We start from the raw sequence: 17,023 nt of genomic DNA on the forward strand, positions 1-17,023 counted from the left end.
AGGGGTAAGTTGTAATGAAAGAAGACATTTTAATTGTCGATGCCTACAACATGATCGGCAACTGGCCCAAACTCAACCGGCTGAAGTTAACGGACCGGTTACCAGAAGCGCGGGACGAGCTGTTGAACATGCTGGCTAACTATAAAAAGTTGCGGGATGCCAAGATCACGGTGGTGTTTGACGCCATGTACGTGCCCGGCATTTCCAAGAGCTATAAGCAGTTTGACTTGGAGGTTGTCTGGACCAACCGTGACGAGACCGCCGACAGCTATATTGAAAAATTAGCGAAGGAGCGGCAGACGCGGTTCACCCAGGTGACCGTCGCTACCAGTGATCAGGCGGAGCAGTGGACCATCTTTTCGGAGGGGGCCCTGCGGATTCCAGCCGGAGAACTGCTGACGGACATCGAGCGGGCGCAAAACGAAGTGAAACAGACCGCCCGTGAATTTGCGGACAAGGGTATCGTGCGCAAGTCGCCGTGGAATGATCAACAGCTGTACAAGTTGGAAAAGCTGCGCGACCAGATGATGGCCAAGCCAAAACGAAAAAAGAAACCGTAAGCCCCTTTCGTGGGGAATGGTGTGGGTGCTTGATGGGCTCACACCATTTTTATTTGGCGAGAAAATCGATTGCATAACAAAATAAATTGCGCGGAAAACGTTCGTTCGCTATGGGGCGTGGGCGGGCTCCTTTAGACTTAAGTTACTACTTAAGGGGAGGCGTTACCCGTGTCTGACTTATCCGATCACGCGTTAATTGAACTGCTGCATCAAAGCCTGGATTCACCCGCGTTACCCATTTTATTTGAGTGTTATCGGCCCGTGTTACAACGTTTGCAAAATCAGTATTTCATCCCGGAATTCGAGCAGGGGGATTGGGAACAGGAGGCCTTGCTAGTGATGTGTGAAACGGTTCGGCGGTTTGAGACCCAACGACTACGCAGCTTTGGTGCCTACTACCGACTGCGCTTAGCCCACCGGATCTTTGATTTGATTCGACAGGCCCAGGCGCTCAAACGGCAAATGACCCGCAACGCCATGTCGATTGAGACGGAGGCCGAGTACATTGCGGATACGGTGCCGGACCACCACTGGTTGTTGCGGGAACAACTGGAGACCAAGGAGGCCATTTACCAGGTTTTGCCCAGGCTCTCGGGAATCGAACACACGGTGTTTACCGGGCTGCTGCTAGGTCAGACGCTGGCGAGCATTAGCCAGCAGTATCAGCTGAGTGATCAGCAGGTCCGGGGCGCTTGTCACCGGGGACAGGCAAAGCTACGTCAAGTCCTCGCCGAATGATTGACGGCAGGGGCAAAGGATGGTAAGCTACTACAGTATGAGTTGGATTGGATAAAAATAAAGGTGGTGGAAAGATGGCTCAACGGAAAATTGCCCTGGCCTGTTCAGTTTGCGGGTCGCGGAATTACACCATCACTGCGAGTGCAACACGGACACAACGACTTGAGGTTATGAAGTATTGTAAGTACTGTGGCAAGCACACGTTACACCGGGAAACCCGTTAATTTGACTGATAATCACGACAAACATTAATTTTAGGGAGGCAACACCATGCGTTTATTCCGTTTCTTCAAATCGGTCGGTGCCGAAATGAAACAAGTTTCTTGGCCCGGCGTTAAGCAGACTCGTCACGACACGGGCACTGTGGTCGGTATTTCTGTCCTGTTCGCAATCTTCTTTGCGGTCGTCGACTGGGTCGTGCAATTCGGCTTAAAGTTCCTTTCCTAATCGGAATTGTCGGTGGTCAAATCACTTAAAATATGCTATATTAGTTGGTAACAGGGAACTTCGTGTATGCGGAGTTTTTTTATTTTGCTCGAAAAGTCAATGAAAATTAAAGGAGTGCACCAAACATGGTTGAGTCAGCTGAAAAGCAATGGTACGTTCTTCACACCTACGCGGGTTACGAGAACAAAGTTATGGCGAACTTGGAATCACGGTCCGAATCAATGGGGATGCAAGACAACATTTTCCGCGTTGTCGTTCCCGAAGAAGAGGAACACGAAGTTAAGAATGGTAAGGACAAGGTCTCCATGGAAAAGACTTTCCCTGGCTACGTCTTAGTTGAAATGGTCATGAGTGACCAAGCTTGGTATATCGTCCGGAACACGCCTGGGGTTACCGGGTTCTTGGGTTCCCATGGGCAAGGAAGTAAGCCAACGCCACTGTTACCTGATGAAGTGGAACGGATCTTACGTCGTGTCGGCATTTCTGCCCGTCACGCCGACCTGGACGTTGCGCCTGGCGATTCCGTAACCATCGTCGACGGTGCCTTCAGTGGCTTAGTCGGTAAGATTACCGAAGTCGATGACGAAAAGATGAAGTTGAAGGTTAACATCGACATGTTCGGTCGTGAAACCAGTACTGAACTGAACTTCGACCAAGTCGACCCAATCTTAGGCTAATTCAAAAAGAACTTGTTGTGATTAGTAAAGTGTGGTATGATTCTCAGGTATGCGTGACGCATATGTACAAAGTGGGAGGGGCAAACTAACAGCCCCACTTACCACACACGGACTCAAGGAGGTATTGTCTCGTGGCTAAAAAAGTAGCTAATGTCGTTAAATTACAAATTCCTGCGGGTAAAGCAACCCCAGCTCCCCCAGTTGGACCAGCTTTAGGTCAAGCAGGTATCAACATCATGGGCTTCACTAAGGAATTCAACGCTCGTACCGCTGACCAAGCTGGTATGATCATTCCTGTTGTGATCAGTGTCTATGAAGATCGTTCCTTTGATTTCATCACTAAGACTCCTCCAGCAGCTGTTCTGTTGAAGAAGGCCGCTGGTGTTGAAAGTGGTTCTGGCGAACCTAACACGAAAAAGGTTGCTACGGTAACCAAGGATCAAGTTAAGCAAATCGCTGAAACTAAAATGCAAGATCTAAACGCAGCTGATGTTGAAGCAGCTATGCGCATGATTGAAGGTACTGCCCGGAGCATGGGCTTCACGGTCGAAGGTTAAGCTCAGTTTTCGGATAGTCGGACACTTCACGAAAATGAAATGTGTCAAGTGGGAGGTTTATCCGTTACAACCACATTTGCAAGGAGGAATACACAAAAATGGCTCACAAACGAGGTAAGAATTATCAAGACGCTGCCAAAATGGTCGAGGCTGACAAGGTCTACGGCATGGGCGACGCGATTGATTTAGTTAAGAAGATGGATTTCGCTAAGTTCGATGCAACTGTTGAAGTTGCCTTCAAGCTTAACGTTGATACAAAGCAAGCGGACCAACAACTCCGTGGCGCATTAGTATTACCAAATGGTACCGGTAAGGAAACCACGGTAATCGTATTCGCTAAGGGTGACCAAGCTAAGGCTGCAGAAGCTGCCGGTGCTGACGTTGTTGGCGAACAAGACTTAGTAGAACGCATCCAAGACGGCTGGTTGGACTTTGACGTTGCTATTGCAACGCCAGACATGATGGCCCAAGTTGGTCGTTTAGGTCGGGTCTTAGGACCTAAGGGCTTAATGCCTAACCCTAAGACGGGGACTGTTACGATGAACGTCGAAAAGGCTGTTTCCGATGCTAAGAACGGGCAAGTTACTTACCGGACTGACCGGGACGGTAACGTTGCTGTTCCATTTGGTAAGGTTTCCTTTGATGCTGACAAGCTTGCCGGCAACTTGAAGACCATTGCCGAAACGATTGTTCGTATCCGCCCAGCCGCTGTGCGTGGGACTTACGTGCAACACGTTTCAATCGCTTCAACGTTTGGCCCTAGTGTCAACGTTGACTTGGCTTCTTTATTAGCCTAAGTTAAATTTTAAATTAAAAAAATCCCCTGCAATACGTTGACAGTGATGCTGAAGTATTGTATGCTATTGAAGTTGTATTTAATAGATCTACCTAAGACTCAGGTGGCCTAATGGTCTTAATTTCCTGCCGAGGAAGAAGTTTACTTAAACTTTTGACTCCTTATGTCTTGGTGACATGGGGATTTTTTTATCCCACCAAACTACTCCGGGAGGTGAATTAATTTGAGTGAACAAGCTATTGCAATTAAAGCTAAAAAGGTTGATGAGGTTGTTGAAAAATTCAACAACGCCACCAGTGCTATCGTCGTTGACTACCGTGGTTTAACTGTTGAAGAAGCAACTGACTTACGGAAGCAATTGCGTGACGCCGGCGTTCAAATGAACGTTATCAAGAACAAAATTTTGGTTCGGGCTGCTGAAAAGGCTGGTTACGAAGGTCTGAATGATCTTTTCGCTGGTCCTACTGCCGTTGCATTTTCTAACGATGATGCAATTGCCCCAGCTAAGGTTTTGAAGAAGTTTGCTGACAGCGTTGACGACCTTGAAATCAAGGGTGGTTTCATCGAAGACAAGATTGTCTCCGTTGACGAAATCAACACTTACGCAAGCTTGCCTAGTCGTGAAGACCTGCTCTCTATGCTGGCTAATGTTTTACAAGCACCAGTACGGAACGTGGCTTACGCTGTTAAGGCTATTGCTGAAAAGGGTGACGAAGGCGACGCAGCCTAAGTTCCTGATTCAATTTGAAACATAAAAAATAAAACCCAATTATTGGAGGAAAATAACATGGCTTTTGATAAAGATGCTATCATCGCTTCTCTTAAAGAAGCATCCATTACTGACCTTAACGACTTAGTTAAGGGTATCGAAGACGAATTCGGCGTATCCGCTGCTGCCCCAGTTGCTGCAGCCGGTGCTGCTGGTGGCGACGCTGCTGCCAAGGATTCATTCGACGTTGAATTAACTGAATCTGGTGACGCCAAGGTTAAGGCCATCAAGGCTGTCCGTGAAATCACTGGTTTAGGCTTGAAGGACGCTAAGGGCCTCGTTGACAACGTACCATCTGTCATCAAGGAAGGCGCTACTGAAGACGAAGCCAACGACATCAAGGAAAAGCTTGAAGCTGTTGGTGGTGTGGTTACTCTTAAGTAATCATCTTCACTTACGAAATGAGAAACCGTTGCCCTCGGGTGACGGTTTTTTTGTATCCTAATTTTGGGGTGACGGAAAGACTCACGGTCTGTTAGGTGATCTGTTGATGGTGAGTGAGCAGCCGATAGGCCAAAAGTTTTCACTTACATAAAGTTAGTCAAAAGCTAGTAACCGCACAGTTTTACTTACATTTTACTTACTTTTAGTTATCGAATGATTGACCAGTTTTTATTATGAGTGATTGATAGCTGTGATAAGGTTGTCCTTATACTTAAAAATCAGGAGGTCGCTAACATGACAGTAAAAATTGGGGTTATTTTAGGAACTACGCGGTCAAATTCTTTAGGGTCTAAGCTCCTTCGGTATTTGCAGCAGTCGCTGACAACGGCAGGGGTCACCTATACGTGGATTGACTTGCAGGATTACCCGTTACCATTCTATGACCACGCAGAGACACCACTCTCCGAGTCCATCCAAGGATTAGCGACCAGTGAACAAAAGTGGTTAGACGTTTTGGCTGCTCAGGATGGCTACCTTTTTTGAGTCCGGAATACGATCATGCCATCACGGGGAGCTTGAAAAACGCATTGGACTTTGTCGGACCTGAAGTTGCGGCCAAACCTGCTCAAATCGTGACGTATTCCAAGTATAGCGATGGTGGTATGTTAGCAGCAGCCTCCTTCGTGGGCATTTTACAAATGCTAAAGATACTGGTGCTACCGACCCCCGTCTTGCTTTGGAATGCGGAACCTAACTTTACGACGGCTGGACAGCTGGTGGCTACGGCGCCAAACAGCGCCCACTTTGCAGAACGGCTAGCGGCGGCTGGTGATGAGCTGCGGCACTACGCACAAGTCATGAAGGACCATCCATATCACGCGGAATAAATAGTTATTTGATAATTAAAGCCGTCAACCACGCCCGTTTAAAAACGGACGCTTGTGAGAACCACACCCCTTGGCATGGCGACCACAATTTGCTTAGATACAGCGCTAGCCTACGAATAGGACTTATCCGCTAATTACCAAAGCCTTTTAGGTCCGCAGGTTGCCAGACGGACTTGCTGCTTACAAGGTTGCTAACCCCTTCGCCAGAATATTTTTAGCAGCATTATGGTCTCGTGCATGAAACATGCCACAACTAGGACACGTCCACTTGCGGTCAGCTAACGTCAACTTATTCTTGCCGACCATGACATGTCCGCAATGGCTACAAGTTTGCGTCGTATTTCGCGGATCAATCGTCAAAAACTTCCGACCATACAAATCGGCTTTATAAGTCAACATGCTCAGTAACGTTCGCCAACCGACGTCTGAGATGCTCATTGCCAAAGCGTGGTTTCGTAACATATTTTTACTCCGCAGTTCTTCAGCTACGACTAAATCGTGGTTTTTGATCAAGGCCGTAGAGACGTGGTGCAGGAAATTTTTACGTTGATTGGCAACTTTAAGCTGTAGCTGGGCTACTTGTAGCCGTTGCTTTTGATAATTCTTAGATTCTGATAAGCGCCGTTGGGCCTTTTTAGCTCGTCTGGCTCGCCGTGACAGTTTTCGTTGAGCTTTAGCCAGCCTTCCCTTAATCATTCGGTAGTAACGGGGGTTCTCAATTACTTGTCCATTGGAGTCTGTCAGAAAATTATCAAGATTTAAATCGATGCCGACTTTAGATTCAATTGCGGGCTGCTTGGCAACAAAGGGGCATTCTGACCCAATCTGCATGGACACAAAGTAATGACCTATAGCGTCCATTGAGACCGTTGTCGTCCCGATCCTAATATCATCAGCTCGTTCTAAAATCTTCAGCGGCAGTCCCTTGAAACGGAGACAACCTAATTTGGGCAGCCATAGATGGTGGGAATCAGTTAGTCTAACACTACCATTCTTCATAGTTGGAACTGTCACCTTGGCACTGTAAAGACAAGAAGTTTGATAAGTTTGCTTATAACCACGCTTATGAAATTTAGGCGTCCCCGACTGATGAACCTGGTGGAATAGCTTCCAGGCAGTCTTATAATTCTTGATAGCGTTGGCTTTCATCAAGCTATCGAAGTCTGGATGATTGAGCCAACCGTGGATATTGGAGATAGCAGTCGATGGCTTCTTTAGACGCTCGGTCAAATCAGCGATTCGCTTCAAAACAAGCGTGATTGGCGTGTTAACTTTCTTCAGCCAGAATAGGTCAGTGTTCATCCCATTCATTTCGTTATAAATAAAGCGGCTCGCATCACTGTTACGTTTGATCAGCCGTTTCTGTTCGGTTGAAGGAAAGACCCGGACCTTAATCCCATAATGATAGGGTAATTGTGCCATCGTCTTCGTCATAAACCGCCACCTCCTTTGCTTGATAACAAGCATATCATATGAGTATACTGTAACCATAGTAAGTTGTCTTATAATATTATTTATGGAGGATACATATGAGTAAAAGTAATGGCGGAGCAATCCACGAGCGAGGCTATGTTTACAACTTTCATTTTCACTTGGTCTGGGTCACCAAATACCGGCATGAAGCATTCACAACGCCTAAGTTAGTCGCTGAAATGACCGACATTCTAACGAAGATAGCCCGGCTAAACGAAGTGACCATTGAGCAGATGGAGGTAATGGCGGACAATATTCATTTGTTATTAAGCTTTAAGCCTAAGTATGCGCCAACCAGCGTTGTTAAAGCCTTCAAGGGCGGTTCGGCTCGCTTATTTTTTGAATTACATCCAGAGATAAAGGTTCAGAAGTTCTGGGGTGGACATCTTTGGTCTCCTAGTTACTTCATGAGCACCCTGGGTGATATGAGCAAGACGACCGTGGAAAACTACATTGCTAATCAGCGAAAGATATAATGGCATTCATCCCTTGTTTGAAAGCAAGGGAATTCTGCCTAATATATATTAAATTTAGAGTAAGCCCACCGCAAGCACTGGTCGGGGCTTGCTCTTTTTTGCTATGCTGGGTATTAATGAGAAACTGTTAGGTTGTTAAATTAACCAGCGCTTTGTACAGGTTAACAATTGTTCTTCATCGAATTGGTTGCGATAATGAAGAACTACGGGGAGGTAAGCGACTATGGGGAAACGATTGTGGGGGCGAATTCAGAAACATTTGACCCTGATCAAGGGACTCTTTATATTTTCAATTTTGATTTTTGTGATTCAAATGGTCGGCCGGGTGGCGCGCGAAGTTAACGGGGAACAACTGCGTGCGGAGCTAGCGACCCTAGATACGGGGACCTTTCTCTTGTTACTGGTCGGAGGCTTTGTGGCCGTCTTACCGATGTTGGTCTATGATTTTACGATTGTGGAATTTCTCCCGGGAAAATTTTCGCGGGGCTACGTGATCCGCAGTGGGTGGACCACCAATACGTTCACGAATCTAGCCGGCATGGGGGGCTTGCTGGGGGCCAGCCTCCGGGCCAACTTTTATGCCAAATCGGCGACGAAAAAGCAGGTGGTGTATGCCATCTCCAAGATTGCCCTGTTCCTATTGGCGGGGCTGTCGCTATCCTGTTGGGTCGCGTTAATTTTACTGTTCGGCTTTGATGTGGGTCAACCATTTCGGGGGTACTGGTTCTGGCTATTGGGCGGGGGTCTCTATTTCCCAGGAATCTTTATCTTTACCCGCGTCAGTGATGGCGAATTCTTTAAGGACCTCACGCTGCGTCGTGAATTCAAACTGATCTTGGGTTCCAGTCTGGAGTGGGGGAGCTGTGCGCTCTTCTTCCTGTTGATTGGCTGGGCCTTGCGCTTGCCGATTCCATTAGCCGCGGTCTTTCCGATGTTTGTGGTGGCGTCGGTCGCCGGGGTCGTTTCCATGATTCCTGGGGGACTGGGTTCCTTTGATGTCTTCATGATTATTGGCCTGGGCTTTCTGGGCGTCAGTCGAGCGGATGCCACCGGGTGGTTGTTGCTCTACCGGCTCTTTTATTACCTCTTGCCATTTGGCGTCGGCGTGGGCTTCTTTATCCACGACGTCGGTCACCGATTGAATCAATTCTTAAATGGCTTACCGGTAGCCACGTTCCGGCGGGCGGCTCATCTGTTTGTGACGACCTTTATGTACTTTTCCGGGGTCATGATGCTTTTATTTGCGACCATTCCCGATGTGGTGTTGGCGAATCATTTTTACCTACGCTTAGTGCCCTACATGTTTTATTTCTTGAGTCAAGTTACGAACATCGTGATGGCCTTCCTACTGATTGGCCTGGCCCGTGGTGTGGGCGCACGGGTCAAGCGGGCCTACTGGCCAACGTTAGTGGTCTTGGTCGTGGCCATTGGCAACACGTTGTGGCGCGAGAACTTCCCAGTTGGTCTGGCGATTCTGCTAGGACTGGTCTTAGCCTGCCTGCTCTTTGCACGACCGGAGCTGTACCGTACCAGCTTCCACTACTCCTGGGGCGGACTCCTGGTGGACGGGGCCATCTACATGGGGACCTTTGTGGTGTACACGATCATTGGGATTTCCAGTTTCCCTAGTCACCATCACCGGCCATTTTTACCGGAATCGTGGCTCTTACCGTCCACACAGGTCTGGCTGACCGGTTTAGGGAGCCTGTTGGTGGCGCTGCTGATCCTGTTAGGCATCTTCCGGTACCTAGCGGCTGGTAAGCCCCAGTGGCTCCAGGCGCCTTACGATGCCCCGAGAATGCGGGCCGTGATTCGTCAGTTTGGTGGCAATGAGGTCAGTCATCTGGCCTTTCTGCGGGACAAACGCGCGTACTTCTACCAGGAGGCGGGCGTCGATCAACTCTTTCTACTCTACCGGCAAAAGGCAGATAAGTTGCTGGTGATGGGCGAGCCCATTGGCAATCAAGATAAATTGGCGCCGGCCTTGCAGGCCTTTATGCACGATGCCAATCAAGCAGGCTTACGGCCGGTCTTCTATGAAATCAGTGAAACGCTGACGTTACGTTTGCATGAAATGGGCTTTGATTTCATCAAGGTTGGTGAAGAGGGGCACGTTCGCCTACAAGACTTTACCTTGGCGGGGAAGGCCCACCGGGGGGAACGCGCACTGATCAACAAGTTCAAGCGGGAGGGGTATCGCTTTGACCTCCTACAACCGCCGCTGAGTGAGGACCAATACCAGGCATTAAAAACAATTTCCGATTCCTGGTTGGGTGACGAAACGGAAAAGGGCTTCTCGATGGGTTACTTTGACCGAGAATACCTGAACGAAGCACCGGTCGCCGTGGTGGTCGACGCTGAAGGAACGCTGGTGGCCTTTGCCAATCTGATGCCGACCGGTGACCAACAGATGACGTCAATCGACCTGATGCGTGCCCGGCGAGATGCGCCATCAGGCATCATGGACGGCCTCTTCGTCTACTTATTTGAGACCTGTCGCGACCAGGGCTACGCCAGCTTTAATTTGGGGATGGCGCCCCTGGCAAACGTGGGGGTCTCGGAATTTAGTTTCATTGAGGAACGGGCGGCGCACTTGATCTACGAGTACGGTTCGAACTTCTACAGTTTCCAAGGCTTGCGGGCGTATAAAGAAAAGTACGTGACGGACTGGCAGCCGAAATATTTGGCTTACCGTCGCCGGCAATCGTTGATCTTTACCATGCTCCAATTGGTCCTGGTGATCAATCAACCGACGACACCGTTGCCGCGACTAGCTCCGCGCTGGTTGAGCAGCTGGGTCACGGATGAGGTCCACTGGCAAAATCACAATTAAAGAAGGCGCCACGGCTGGCAGTTTCTTTGCGGGTCGTGGCGTCTTTCGTCTAGTTCGTGTATTTGAATGGTAATTGGTGCTTGAAATTAGCAAAGCCGGTAAACATGTCGTCAATCGTGGCGGCGTCAATGAAGAGGTTCATATTTTCCTGTGGTGCAAAGCCTTCGTCGCAGCTCTTTTGCATCATGGCCACCAGTTGATCGTAGTAGTGGTCGATGTTGAAAAGGGCGATGGGTTTCTGGTGGACGTTGATCTGACTCCACGAGAGCATGGTCGTGAATTCCTCAAAGGTGCCAAAGCCGCCAGGGAGCACGATGAAGGCATCGGATTGGCGCAGCATTTCATCCTTGCGTTCGTCCATGGTGCTGGTCTCAAGCAGCGTGGTGATGTCCGTCTTGGCCAGGCCCATTTCGCTTAGAAAGGTCGGGATGATTCCGATGACCTCACCGCCAGCGTCCATGGTGGCGGTGGCAATGGCGCCCATGAGGCCTTCCTTGCCACCACCGTAAACCAGTGGGTGGTGATTGTCGGCCAGGTATTGGCCCAGCGCATTCGTTTCCTTTAGAAAATTCGGATTGTAACCGTGGTTGGAGCCACAGAAGACACAAACATTTTTAACAGTTGGCATAGGATTACCCCCAAAGTTTTTAGTCTAAATAATTATACCGCAAAATGGTTCCGACCTGGCGAATAAAGTCACTTAGTTAATGACTGACCTTAACACCCTAGTTTTGATTGCCGCCGGCTAGCTCGCTGAGTAAGCTAGGGGTAATCAAAATGAGTCGGTGTTAAGGAGGATGAACAATATGGCGTTTAAAAGAATTGTCGTCGCTGGCGGTGGGACACTGGGCAGTCAGATTGCCTACCAAGCAGCCTATAGTGGGTTTCAGGTGACTATCTATGATCTGAATGCAGCGGCTATCGCGGCGGCCAAGCGGCGGATTGCCACCTGGGACCAAGCCTACGCCCAGGAAATGAATGCCACGCCAGCCGTAATTCACGACACGAATGAGCGCTTGGCCTTTGCGACCGACCTGGAGACGGCAGTGGAGGACGCGGACCTGGTGATTGAAGCGGTGCCCGAAGTTGTGGCCATTAAGAACGAATTTTACGCAGCTCTGGCCAAGGTCGCGCCGGCTCGCACCATCTTCGCGACGAACTCCTCAACACTAGTACCTAGTCAATTCGCGGCCATTACCGGGCGGCCTGCCCAGTTCTTGGCACTCCATTTTGCCAATCACGTGTGGGAAAACAACATGGCGGAGGTCATGGGGCACCGAGGCACGTCGCCTGAGGTCTACCAACAGGTCGTGGCGTTTGCCCGGCAGATTGGGATGGTTGTTATCCAGCTACACAAGGAGCAGCCCGCCTACATTCTCAATACAATCTTGATTCCCTTCGTGGATGCGGCTCTGGTCTTGTGGGTCCATGGCGTCGCTGATCCGCAAACGATTGACCGGGCCTGGATGGTGGCCACGGGAGCGCCCATGGGACCCTTTGGCATTCTGGATGAGATTGGGTTACGGACGGCCTACAACATTATGCTAGCGGCCAGCACGGAGCCAGGAAAGGGTACGCTGGTCGACGTCGCCCACAAGATCAAGTCAGAAATGATCGATCAAAATAAACTGGGACAGGAAAGTAACCAGGGATTTTACAGCTATCCGGCACCGGCCTTTGCGTCGGCGAAATTTTTAAAGGATGACGGCAAAGATTAAGTGTCGCGAGTCGGAGTCTGGTGAGCGATTGCCAGACTTTTTTGATGCACACTTTTTTCGGGTTAGGTTGAATCTTACGCCAATTTACCGAGATTGCAACCCAAATCAGGGTATAAAATTAACTGGGGGTGTACCATAAGTGACCGATGAGATTTCCCATGAAAATCGTTATTTCTGCCATTGAAATAGTTATTTTCACAGTCGCCAACGGGTGGCCGACTAAAATTTAACCGCAAAAAAAACCGGCAACACCAGCCCCTGAGGACTGTGTGTTGCCGGTTTCGGCGTTAATTTAATGTTGAGAATCGTCTGGGTCGGCAGGTTCGCCAATGTTATAGTCGTCGTTGCTCATGGCTTCAACGTTTCCTAACAAGTAGCCGTTGCCGACTTGGGAGAAGAAGTCGTGGTTGGCGGTCGACGTGGAAATCCCGTTCATGACCACGGGGTCGACGTCTTCGGCCGTATCGGGGAAGAGGGGATCTTGACCGAGGTTCATCAGTGCCTTATTGGCGTTGTAGCGGATGAAGGTCAAGACCTTGTCGGACCAGCCGATTTGGTCGTATAGCGTGTGGGTGTATTGTTCCTCGTTGGCATACAGTTTGTACAAGAAGTCGTACATCCAGTCCTTCATCTGTTGCTGCTCGTTATCGGTCAATTCTTTCATGCCTAACTGGAATTTGTAGCCAATGTAGGTGCCGTGAACCGACTCGTCCCGCAAAATCAATTTGATGATTTCGGCGACGTTGTTCAGCTTGTTGTGCCCCAGGTAGTAGAGCGGGGTGAAGAAGCCAGAGTAGAACAGGAAGGTTTCCAAGAACACACTGGAGATTTTTTTCTTCAGGGGATGTTCATCGTCGTGGTACAGATCGTAGATGCGCTTGGTCTTGTTTTGTAAAAATTCTTCCGAATCGCTCCATTGGAAAATTTCATCAATTTCGTCCGGCGTGTTCAGCGTGGAAAAGATCGTTGAATAACTCTTAGCGTGAACGGACTCCATGAATTGGATGTTGTTCAGGACCGCCGTTTCGTGGGGCGTCCGGACATCGCGACGAAGGGCCGCCATTCCATCCTGAGACTGCAGGGTGTCTAGCAGGGTCAAGCCCCCAAAGACGTGGCCCACGACCCATTTATGGTCGGTGTCTAACGTCCGCCAGTCGTCCAGGTCATTGGAGACGGGGATCCGGGTGTCTAACCAGAATTGTTCCGTTAATTTTTCCCAGGTGGCCTTGTCGATCTCATCGGAGACCTGGTTCCAGTTGATTGCGTTGTAATTTTCAGTTCTTGCCATGTGCGGGCACTCCTTTTAGTGTGCGTCTGTTTGTTCCCAAAACAAGTCGGTGGGCCGGTCTAAATGACACAGCTTTCACACTGGTTGGCGCCGACTTCGTTGTTGTCGTCGGTGAAGGTCCGAACGTAGTAGAGGGACTTGATGCCCTTGTGGTAGGCGTAGTTCCGCAGAATGCTTAGATCCCGCGTCGTCATCTTATCCGTCCGGCCATTCTTCCATTCGTACAGGCCAGTTGGCATCGTGGAACGCATGAACAGCGTCAGGCTCATCCCTTGATCCACGTGCTTCTGAGCGGCAGCGTAAACGTCAATGACCCGGCGCATGTCGGTGTCGTAGGCGGACTTGTAGTAAGGCATGGTGTCGTTGCTGAGGTAGGGCGCTGGGTAATAGATCTTCCCAATCGTCTTTTCCTGGCGTTCTTCGATTCGGTTGATGATGGGGTGCAGGCTCGCAGTCGTATCGTTGATGTAGGAAATGGACCCGTTAGGCGCAACGGCCATCCGGTTTTGATGGTACAGGCCATCCTGCATGACTGCGGTCTTTAAAGCTGCCCAGTCTTCGGGTGAAGGGAGCCACACGTCAGCGAATAACTCCTGAACCTTCGCGTTGGCTGGCCGCCAGTCGGTCGTGGTGTAGCGGTCAAAGTAACTGCCATCGGCGTAGGCACTCTTGTCAAAGTTGTGGAACGTTTCGTGGCGTTCCTTAGCAATTTGGTTGGAAGCCTTTAACGTCCAGTAGTTCAGCAGCATGAAGTAAACGCTGGTAAAGTCGATGCTGTCCTTGGAACCGTACATCATGTGGTTCTTGGCAAAGTAGCTGTGTAAGCCCATGGCGCCCAAACCAATCGTGTGGGCCAATTGATTGCCCTTTTGAATAGAAGGCACCACGTCAATGTCAGAGTGGTCGGTGACAAAGGTCAGAGCCCGGACCATCGTTTCGACGGAATGGCCAAAGTCGGGAGCCGCCATGAGGTTGACGATGTTGGTCGACCCCAGGTTGCAGGAGATGTCGGTGCCTAATTGGCTGTATTCCTGACGATTGTTGACGGTGGAAGGCGTTTGGACCTGCATGATTTCGGAGCATAAATTACTCATCACGATGCGCCCGTCGATGGGGTTTTCACGGTTAGCCGTATCAATGTTGACGATGTAGGGGTAACCGGATTCCTGCTGGAGCTTGCCAATATCCGTTTCCAAGTCGCGCGACTTTAGTTTCTTCTTATGAATGTCGGGGTTGGCGACCATGTTGTCGTATTCCTTGGTGATATCCACGTAGGAGAAGGGCTTGCCGTAGATCCGTTCAACGTCGTAAGGACTGAACAGGTACATATCCTCGTCGGCCGCGCAGAGTTCGTAGAATTTATCGGGCACGGTAATGCCCAAGGACAATGTCTTCAGCCGAATCTTTTCGTCGGCGTTTTCCTTCTTTGCGCTCAAGAAGGCCACGATATCTGGATGGAAGACGCTCAGGTAAACGACCCCGGCGCCTTGACGTTGGCCCAGTTGGTTGGAGTAGGAGAAGCTGTCTTCGAGTAACTTCATGACGGGCACGACCCCGGACGCAGCGCCCTCGATGTGCTTGATGGGGTCACCGGCACCCCGCAGGTTGGAGAGGCTAATGCCGACCCCACCACCGATACGAGAGAGTTGCAGGGCGGAGTTGATGGTCCGGCCAATCGTATTCATGTCATCTGTCGACTGAATCAGGAAGCAGGAGACCAGTTCGCCCCGGCGAGAACGACCGGCGTTTAGGAAGCTAGGCGTGGCTGGTTGGTAGCGTTGGTGAATGATTTCATCCGCTAGGTCATGCGCCAGTTGTTGGTCTCCGTCGGCGAAGTCCAAGGCGTTCATGGCCACCCGGTCGATGAAGTTTTCTAAGTAGTAGTCGTTGTCATCCGTCTTCAAGGCGTATTGGGCGTAGAACTTATAAGCGGCCATGAAGGATTTGAAATGGAAATTCTGGGCGCGCAGGTAGGCGTACAGGTCTTCAATAAAGCTCATGGGATAGGCGGCGATGACTTTCTCTTCCACGTAATTGTTGGCAATCAAAAAATCAAAGCGTTCCTGTAAGGAGGTAAATTTTTTGGTATTGGGAATCACGTTTTCCTTCAGAAAGGCTTGGAGGGCCTCTTGATCCTTGTTCAACGGAATTTGACCGTCAACGGGGATGTTGATTTCGTTATTTAAGTCGTAATACGTCACGTCGGTTAAGTCTTTTAAAGGCATACTGATCAACTCTTCCTTTTCTTAATTTGCGTAAAATTCAAACAAAAATGGCGGCACCGTGAACAAACACGACGTCGCCAAGACGGGTTTGTGCCGAACTAAAAAAGGCTTAGCCCGCGATTTGCGTTAATTGGTCCGGACGGAAGCCATAGAAGGCTGGGATGCCCGGTGCTTCAACAACGGGAACGGCTTGGAAACCCTTCTCCTTGAGGTACGTCACATATTCGGGATTTTGGTTAATATTCCGTTCTTCAAAATCCACGTTATGTTCGCTCAGAAAACGCTTTGTCATCTTGCACTGCATACAATTGTTCTTTGAATAGACTGTTACTTTCATGGTTGACACTTCCTCGTAAAATTCATTATCAATGTGTTCAGTGTACACCAGATATGGAAAATTACAATCAAAAAAGACACTATATTTGGTAGTTGAAACATACAATAACTACCAAATATAGTGTCTGAACGGATAAACTTTTTTTATTAGCCACCAACGACCAACTACGGTAAAATAGTCAGTAAAGGTGGCGGAGAAATTGACTAATCACTATTATACACAAAATCCAGACGTTTTACACGAGGAACATCATTGGCCGTTTACCCTCTTAGGCAACGAATTGTTGTTTACCACCGACAACGGTGTTTTTTCTAAAAACCGGGTGGACTACGGCTCGCGGGCACTGCTGAACGCGTTTAACGCCGACAAGACACCGGCTGGTCCTTGGTTGGATCTCGGCACGGGCTATGGCCCAATCGGCCTAGCACTGGCGAAGAAGTGGCCTGATCGTCAGGTCACTATGGTCGATGTGAATGAATTAGCCTTGGATTTGGCCCGGCAAAACGCGGTTGCCAACCAAATTGAAAACGTGGAAATCAAGACCTCAGACGTCTACACCCACGTCACGGAGCGTTACGCAGCTATCATTACGAATCCGCCCGTTCGTGCCGGTAAGCAGGTCGTGACGGCCATGCTGACCGGGGCCAAGGATCATTTGCTCCCGGGGGGAACGTTGACCGTGGTCTTACAGAAGAAGCAAGGCGCACCGTCGGCTGAGAAAACTATGATGGCAACGTTTGGTAACTGTACGAACATTAAGAAGGATAAAGGCTACTATATCTTGGAGAGCACACTGACAACCGATTAGCTGAAAGGAGGGGTCCCCGTGCGCGACCAGAGTTATACCGGATTACAGCG

General features: G+C 49.5%; 18 protein-coding genes, 1 pseudogene and 1 other annotated feature. Of the genes and pseudogenes, 14 read left to right on the forward strand and 5 right to left on the reverse strand.

Annotated elements, in window-relative coordinates; genetic code table 11:
• Positions 1-14: 14 nt before the first annotated feature.
• The 10 genes and pseudogenes from EKM84_RS10285 (at position 15) to EKM84_RS10330 (ending at position 5,815) form a co-directional block, all read left to right on the forward strand.
• A complete protein-coding gene (locus EKM84_RS10285; protein WP_125765679.1) occupies positions 15-560 on the forward strand; it encodes an NYN domain-containing protein in 546 nt (181 codons plus the stop codon).
• A 168-nt stretch (positions 561-728) separates the two neighbouring features.
• Positions 729-1,298: a sigma-70 family RNA polymerase sigma factor gene (locus EKM84_RS10290; protein WP_125765680.1), complete on the forward strand. Its 570-nt coding sequence runs from the start codon at positions 729-731 to the stop codon at positions 1,296-1,298.
• Positions 1,299-1,372: 74 nt separating this feature from the next.
• On the forward strand, positions 1,373-1,522 hold the full coding sequence (rpmG, locus tag EKM84_RS10295; protein ID WP_125765681.1) for a 50S ribosomal protein L33: 150 nt from the start codon (positions 1,373-1,375) through the stop codon (positions 1,520-1,522).
• 46 nt (positions 1,523-1,568) lie between these two features.
• Positions 1,569-1,745: a preprotein translocase subunit SecE gene (secE, locus tag EKM84_RS10300; RefSeq protein WP_125765682.1), complete on the forward strand. Its 177-nt coding sequence runs from the start codon at positions 1,569-1,571 to the stop codon at positions 1,743-1,745.
• Between the two features lie 125 nt (positions 1,746-1,870).
• Positions 1,871-2,422, forward strand: coding sequence for a transcription termination/antitermination protein NusG (nusG, locus tag EKM84_RS10305; protein WP_125765683.1), 552 nt, complete (start codon positions 1,871-1,873; stop codon positions 2,420-2,422).
• Positions 2,423-2,553: 131 nt separating this feature from the next.
• Positions 2,554-2,979, forward strand: coding sequence for a 50S ribosomal protein L11 (gene rplK / locus EKM84_RS10310; RefSeq protein ID WP_057732912.1), 426 nt, complete (start codon positions 2,554-2,556; stop codon positions 2,977-2,979).
• Between the two features lie 98 nt (positions 2,980-3,077).
• Entirely contained in the window at positions 3,078-3,776 is a 699-nt protein-coding gene (gene rplA / locus EKM84_RS10315) for a 50S ribosomal protein L1 (protein ID WP_125765684.1), read from the forward strand.
• 72 nt (positions 3,777-3,848) lie between these two features.
• Positions 3,849-3,973: a sequence feature (ribosomal protein L10 leader region), on the forward strand.
• Positions 3,974-3,998: 25 nt separating this feature from the next.
• A complete protein-coding gene (rplJ, locus tag EKM84_RS10320; protein ID WP_125765685.1) occupies positions 3,999-4,505 on the forward strand; it encodes a 50S ribosomal protein L10 in 507 nt (168 codons plus the stop codon).
• 57 nt (positions 4,506-4,562) lie between these two features.
• The gene (gene rplL / locus EKM84_RS10325; protein ID WP_125765686.1) at positions 4,563-4,928 is read left to right on the forward strand and encodes a 50S ribosomal protein L7/L12; all 366 of its coding nucleotides are present in this window, start codon (positions 4,563-4,565) and stop codon (positions 4,926-4,928) included.
• A gap of 294 nt (positions 4,929-5,222) precedes the next feature.
• Positions 5,223-5,815 (forward strand): annotated as a pseudogene (locus EKM84_RS10330) (NADPH-dependent FMN reductase).
• A gap of 180 nt (positions 5,816-5,995) precedes the next feature.
• Here EKM84_RS10330 and EKM84_RS10335 read toward each other — a convergent pair.
• Positions 5,996-7,249: an RNA-guided endonuclease InsQ/TnpB family protein gene (locus EKM84_RS10335; RefSeq protein ID WP_125765687.1), complete on the reverse strand. Its 1,254-nt coding sequence runs from the start codon at positions 7,247-7,249 to the stop codon at positions 5,996-5,998.
• Positions 7,250-7,344: 95 nt separating this feature from the next.
• Here EKM84_RS10335 and tnpA point away from each other — a divergent pair, with 95 nt between their 5' ends.
• The gene (gene tnpA / locus EKM84_RS10340; protein WP_125765688.1) at positions 7,345-7,764 is read left to right on the forward strand and encodes an IS200/IS605 family transposase; all 420 of its coding nucleotides are present in this window, start codon (positions 7,345-7,347) and stop codon (positions 7,762-7,764) included.
• A gap of 223 nt (positions 7,765-7,987) precedes the next feature.
• A complete protein-coding gene (gene mprF / locus EKM84_RS10345; RefSeq protein ID WP_125765689.1) occupies positions 7,988-10,597 on the forward strand; it encodes a bifunctional lysylphosphatidylglycerol flippase/synthetase MprF in 2,610 nt (869 codons plus the stop codon).
• A gap of 49 nt (positions 10,598-10,646) precedes the next feature.
• On the opposite strand, the gene EKM84_RS10350 is transcribed toward mprF, so the two are convergent.
• A complete protein-coding gene (locus EKM84_RS10350; RefSeq protein WP_125765690.1) occupies positions 10,647-11,225 on the reverse strand; it encodes an LOG family protein in 579 nt (192 codons plus the stop codon).
• Between the two features lie 178 nt (positions 11,226-11,403).
• Between EKM84_RS10350 and EKM84_RS10355 the strand changes: the two genes are divergently transcribed.
• Positions 11,404-12,315, forward strand: coding sequence for a 3-hydroxyacyl-CoA dehydrogenase (locus tag EKM84_RS10355; RefSeq protein WP_125765691.1), 912 nt, complete (start codon positions 11,404-11,406; stop codon positions 12,313-12,315).
• Between the two features lie 292 nt (positions 12,316-12,607).
• On the opposite strand, the gene nrdF is transcribed toward EKM84_RS10355, so the two are convergent.
• From nrdF to nrdH, 3 genes are all read right to left on the reverse strand, one after another.
• The gene (gene nrdF / locus EKM84_RS10360; protein WP_125765692.1) at positions 12,608-13,603 is read right to left on the reverse strand and encodes a class 1b ribonucleoside-diphosphate reductase subunit beta; all 996 of its coding nucleotides are present in this window, start codon (positions 13,601-13,603) and stop codon (positions 12,608-12,610) included.
• A 59-nt stretch (positions 13,604-13,662) separates the two neighbouring features.
• On the reverse strand, positions 13,663-15,828 hold the full coding sequence (gene nrdE, locus EKM84_RS10365; RefSeq protein WP_125765693.1) for a class 1b ribonucleoside-diphosphate reductase subunit alpha: 2,166 nt from the start codon (positions 15,826-15,828) through the stop codon (positions 13,663-13,665).
• Between the two features lie 109 nt (positions 15,829-15,937).
• Positions 15,938-16,165 (reverse strand): glutaredoxin-like protein NrdH, encoded by a 228-nt coding sequence (gene nrdH / locus EKM84_RS10370; RefSeq protein WP_125765694.1) that lies wholly within the window; start codon positions 16,163-16,165, stop codon positions 15,938-15,940.
• A 199-nt stretch (positions 16,166-16,364) separates the two neighbouring features.
• Here nrdH and EKM84_RS10375 point away from each other — a divergent pair, with 199 nt between their 5' ends.
• The gene (locus tag EKM84_RS10375; protein WP_125765695.1) at positions 16,365-16,973 is read left to right on the forward strand and encodes a class I SAM-dependent methyltransferase; all 609 of its coding nucleotides are present in this window, start codon (positions 16,365-16,367) and stop codon (positions 16,971-16,973) included.
• Positions 16,974-17,023: the final 50 nt, after the last annotated feature.

It is taken from the genome of Levilactobacillus mulengensis (assembly GCF_003946045.1).
GTDB classification, from domain to species: Bacteria; Bacillota; Bacilli; order Lactobacillales; family Lactobacillaceae; genus Levilactobacillus; species Levilactobacillus mulengensis.

Coding starts and splice junctions, on each gene's coding strand:
- EKM84_RS10285 (WP_125765679.1), top strand. CDS start 15: ATGAAAGAAGACATTTTAATTGTCGATGCCTACAACATGATCGGCAAC.
- rpmG (WP_125765681.1), top strand. CDS start 1,373: ATGGCTCAACGGAAAATTGCCCTGGCCTGTTCAGTTTGCGGGTCGCGG.
- secE (WP_125765682.1), top strand. CDS start 1,569: ATGCGTTTATTCCGTTTCTTCAAATCGGTCGGTGCCGAAATGAAACAA.
- nusG (WP_125765683.1), top strand. CDS start 1,871: ATGGTTGAGTCAGCTGAAAAGCAATGGTACGTTCTTCACACCTACGCG.
- rplA (WP_125765684.1), top strand. CDS start 3,078: ATGGCTCACAAACGAGGTAAGAATTATCAAGACGCTGCCAAAATGGTC.
- rplL (WP_125765686.1), top strand. CDS start 4,563: ATGGCTTTTGATAAAGATGCTATCATCGCTTCTCTTAAAGAAGCATCC.
- EKM84_RS10335 (WP_125765687.1), bottom strand. CDS start 7,249: ATGACGAAGACGATGGCACAATTACCCTATCATTATGGGATTAAGGTC.
- tnpA (WP_125765688.1), top strand. CDS start 7,345: ATGAGTAAAAGTAATGGCGGAGCAATCCACGAGCGAGGCTATGTTTAC.
- mprF (WP_125765689.1), top strand. CDS start 7,988: ATGGGGAAACGATTGTGGGGGCGAATTCAGAAACATTTGACCCTGATC.
- EKM84_RS10350 (WP_125765690.1), bottom strand. CDS start 11,225: ATGCCAACTGTTAAAAATGTTTGTGTCTTCTGTGGCTCCAACCACGGT.
- EKM84_RS10355 (WP_125765691.1), top strand. CDS start 11,404: ATGGCGTTTAAAAGAATTGTCGTCGCTGGCGGTGGGACACTGGGCAGT.
- nrdF (WP_125765692.1), bottom strand. CDS start 13,603: ATGGCAAGAACTGAAAATTACAACGCAATCAACTGGAACCAGGTCTCC.
- nrdE (WP_125765693.1), bottom strand. CDS start 15,828: ATGCCTTTAAAAGACTTAACCGACGTGACGTATTACGACTTAAATAAC.
- nrdH (WP_125765694.1), bottom strand. CDS start 16,165: ATGAAAGTAACAGTCTATTCAAAGAACAATTGTATGCAGTGCAAGATG.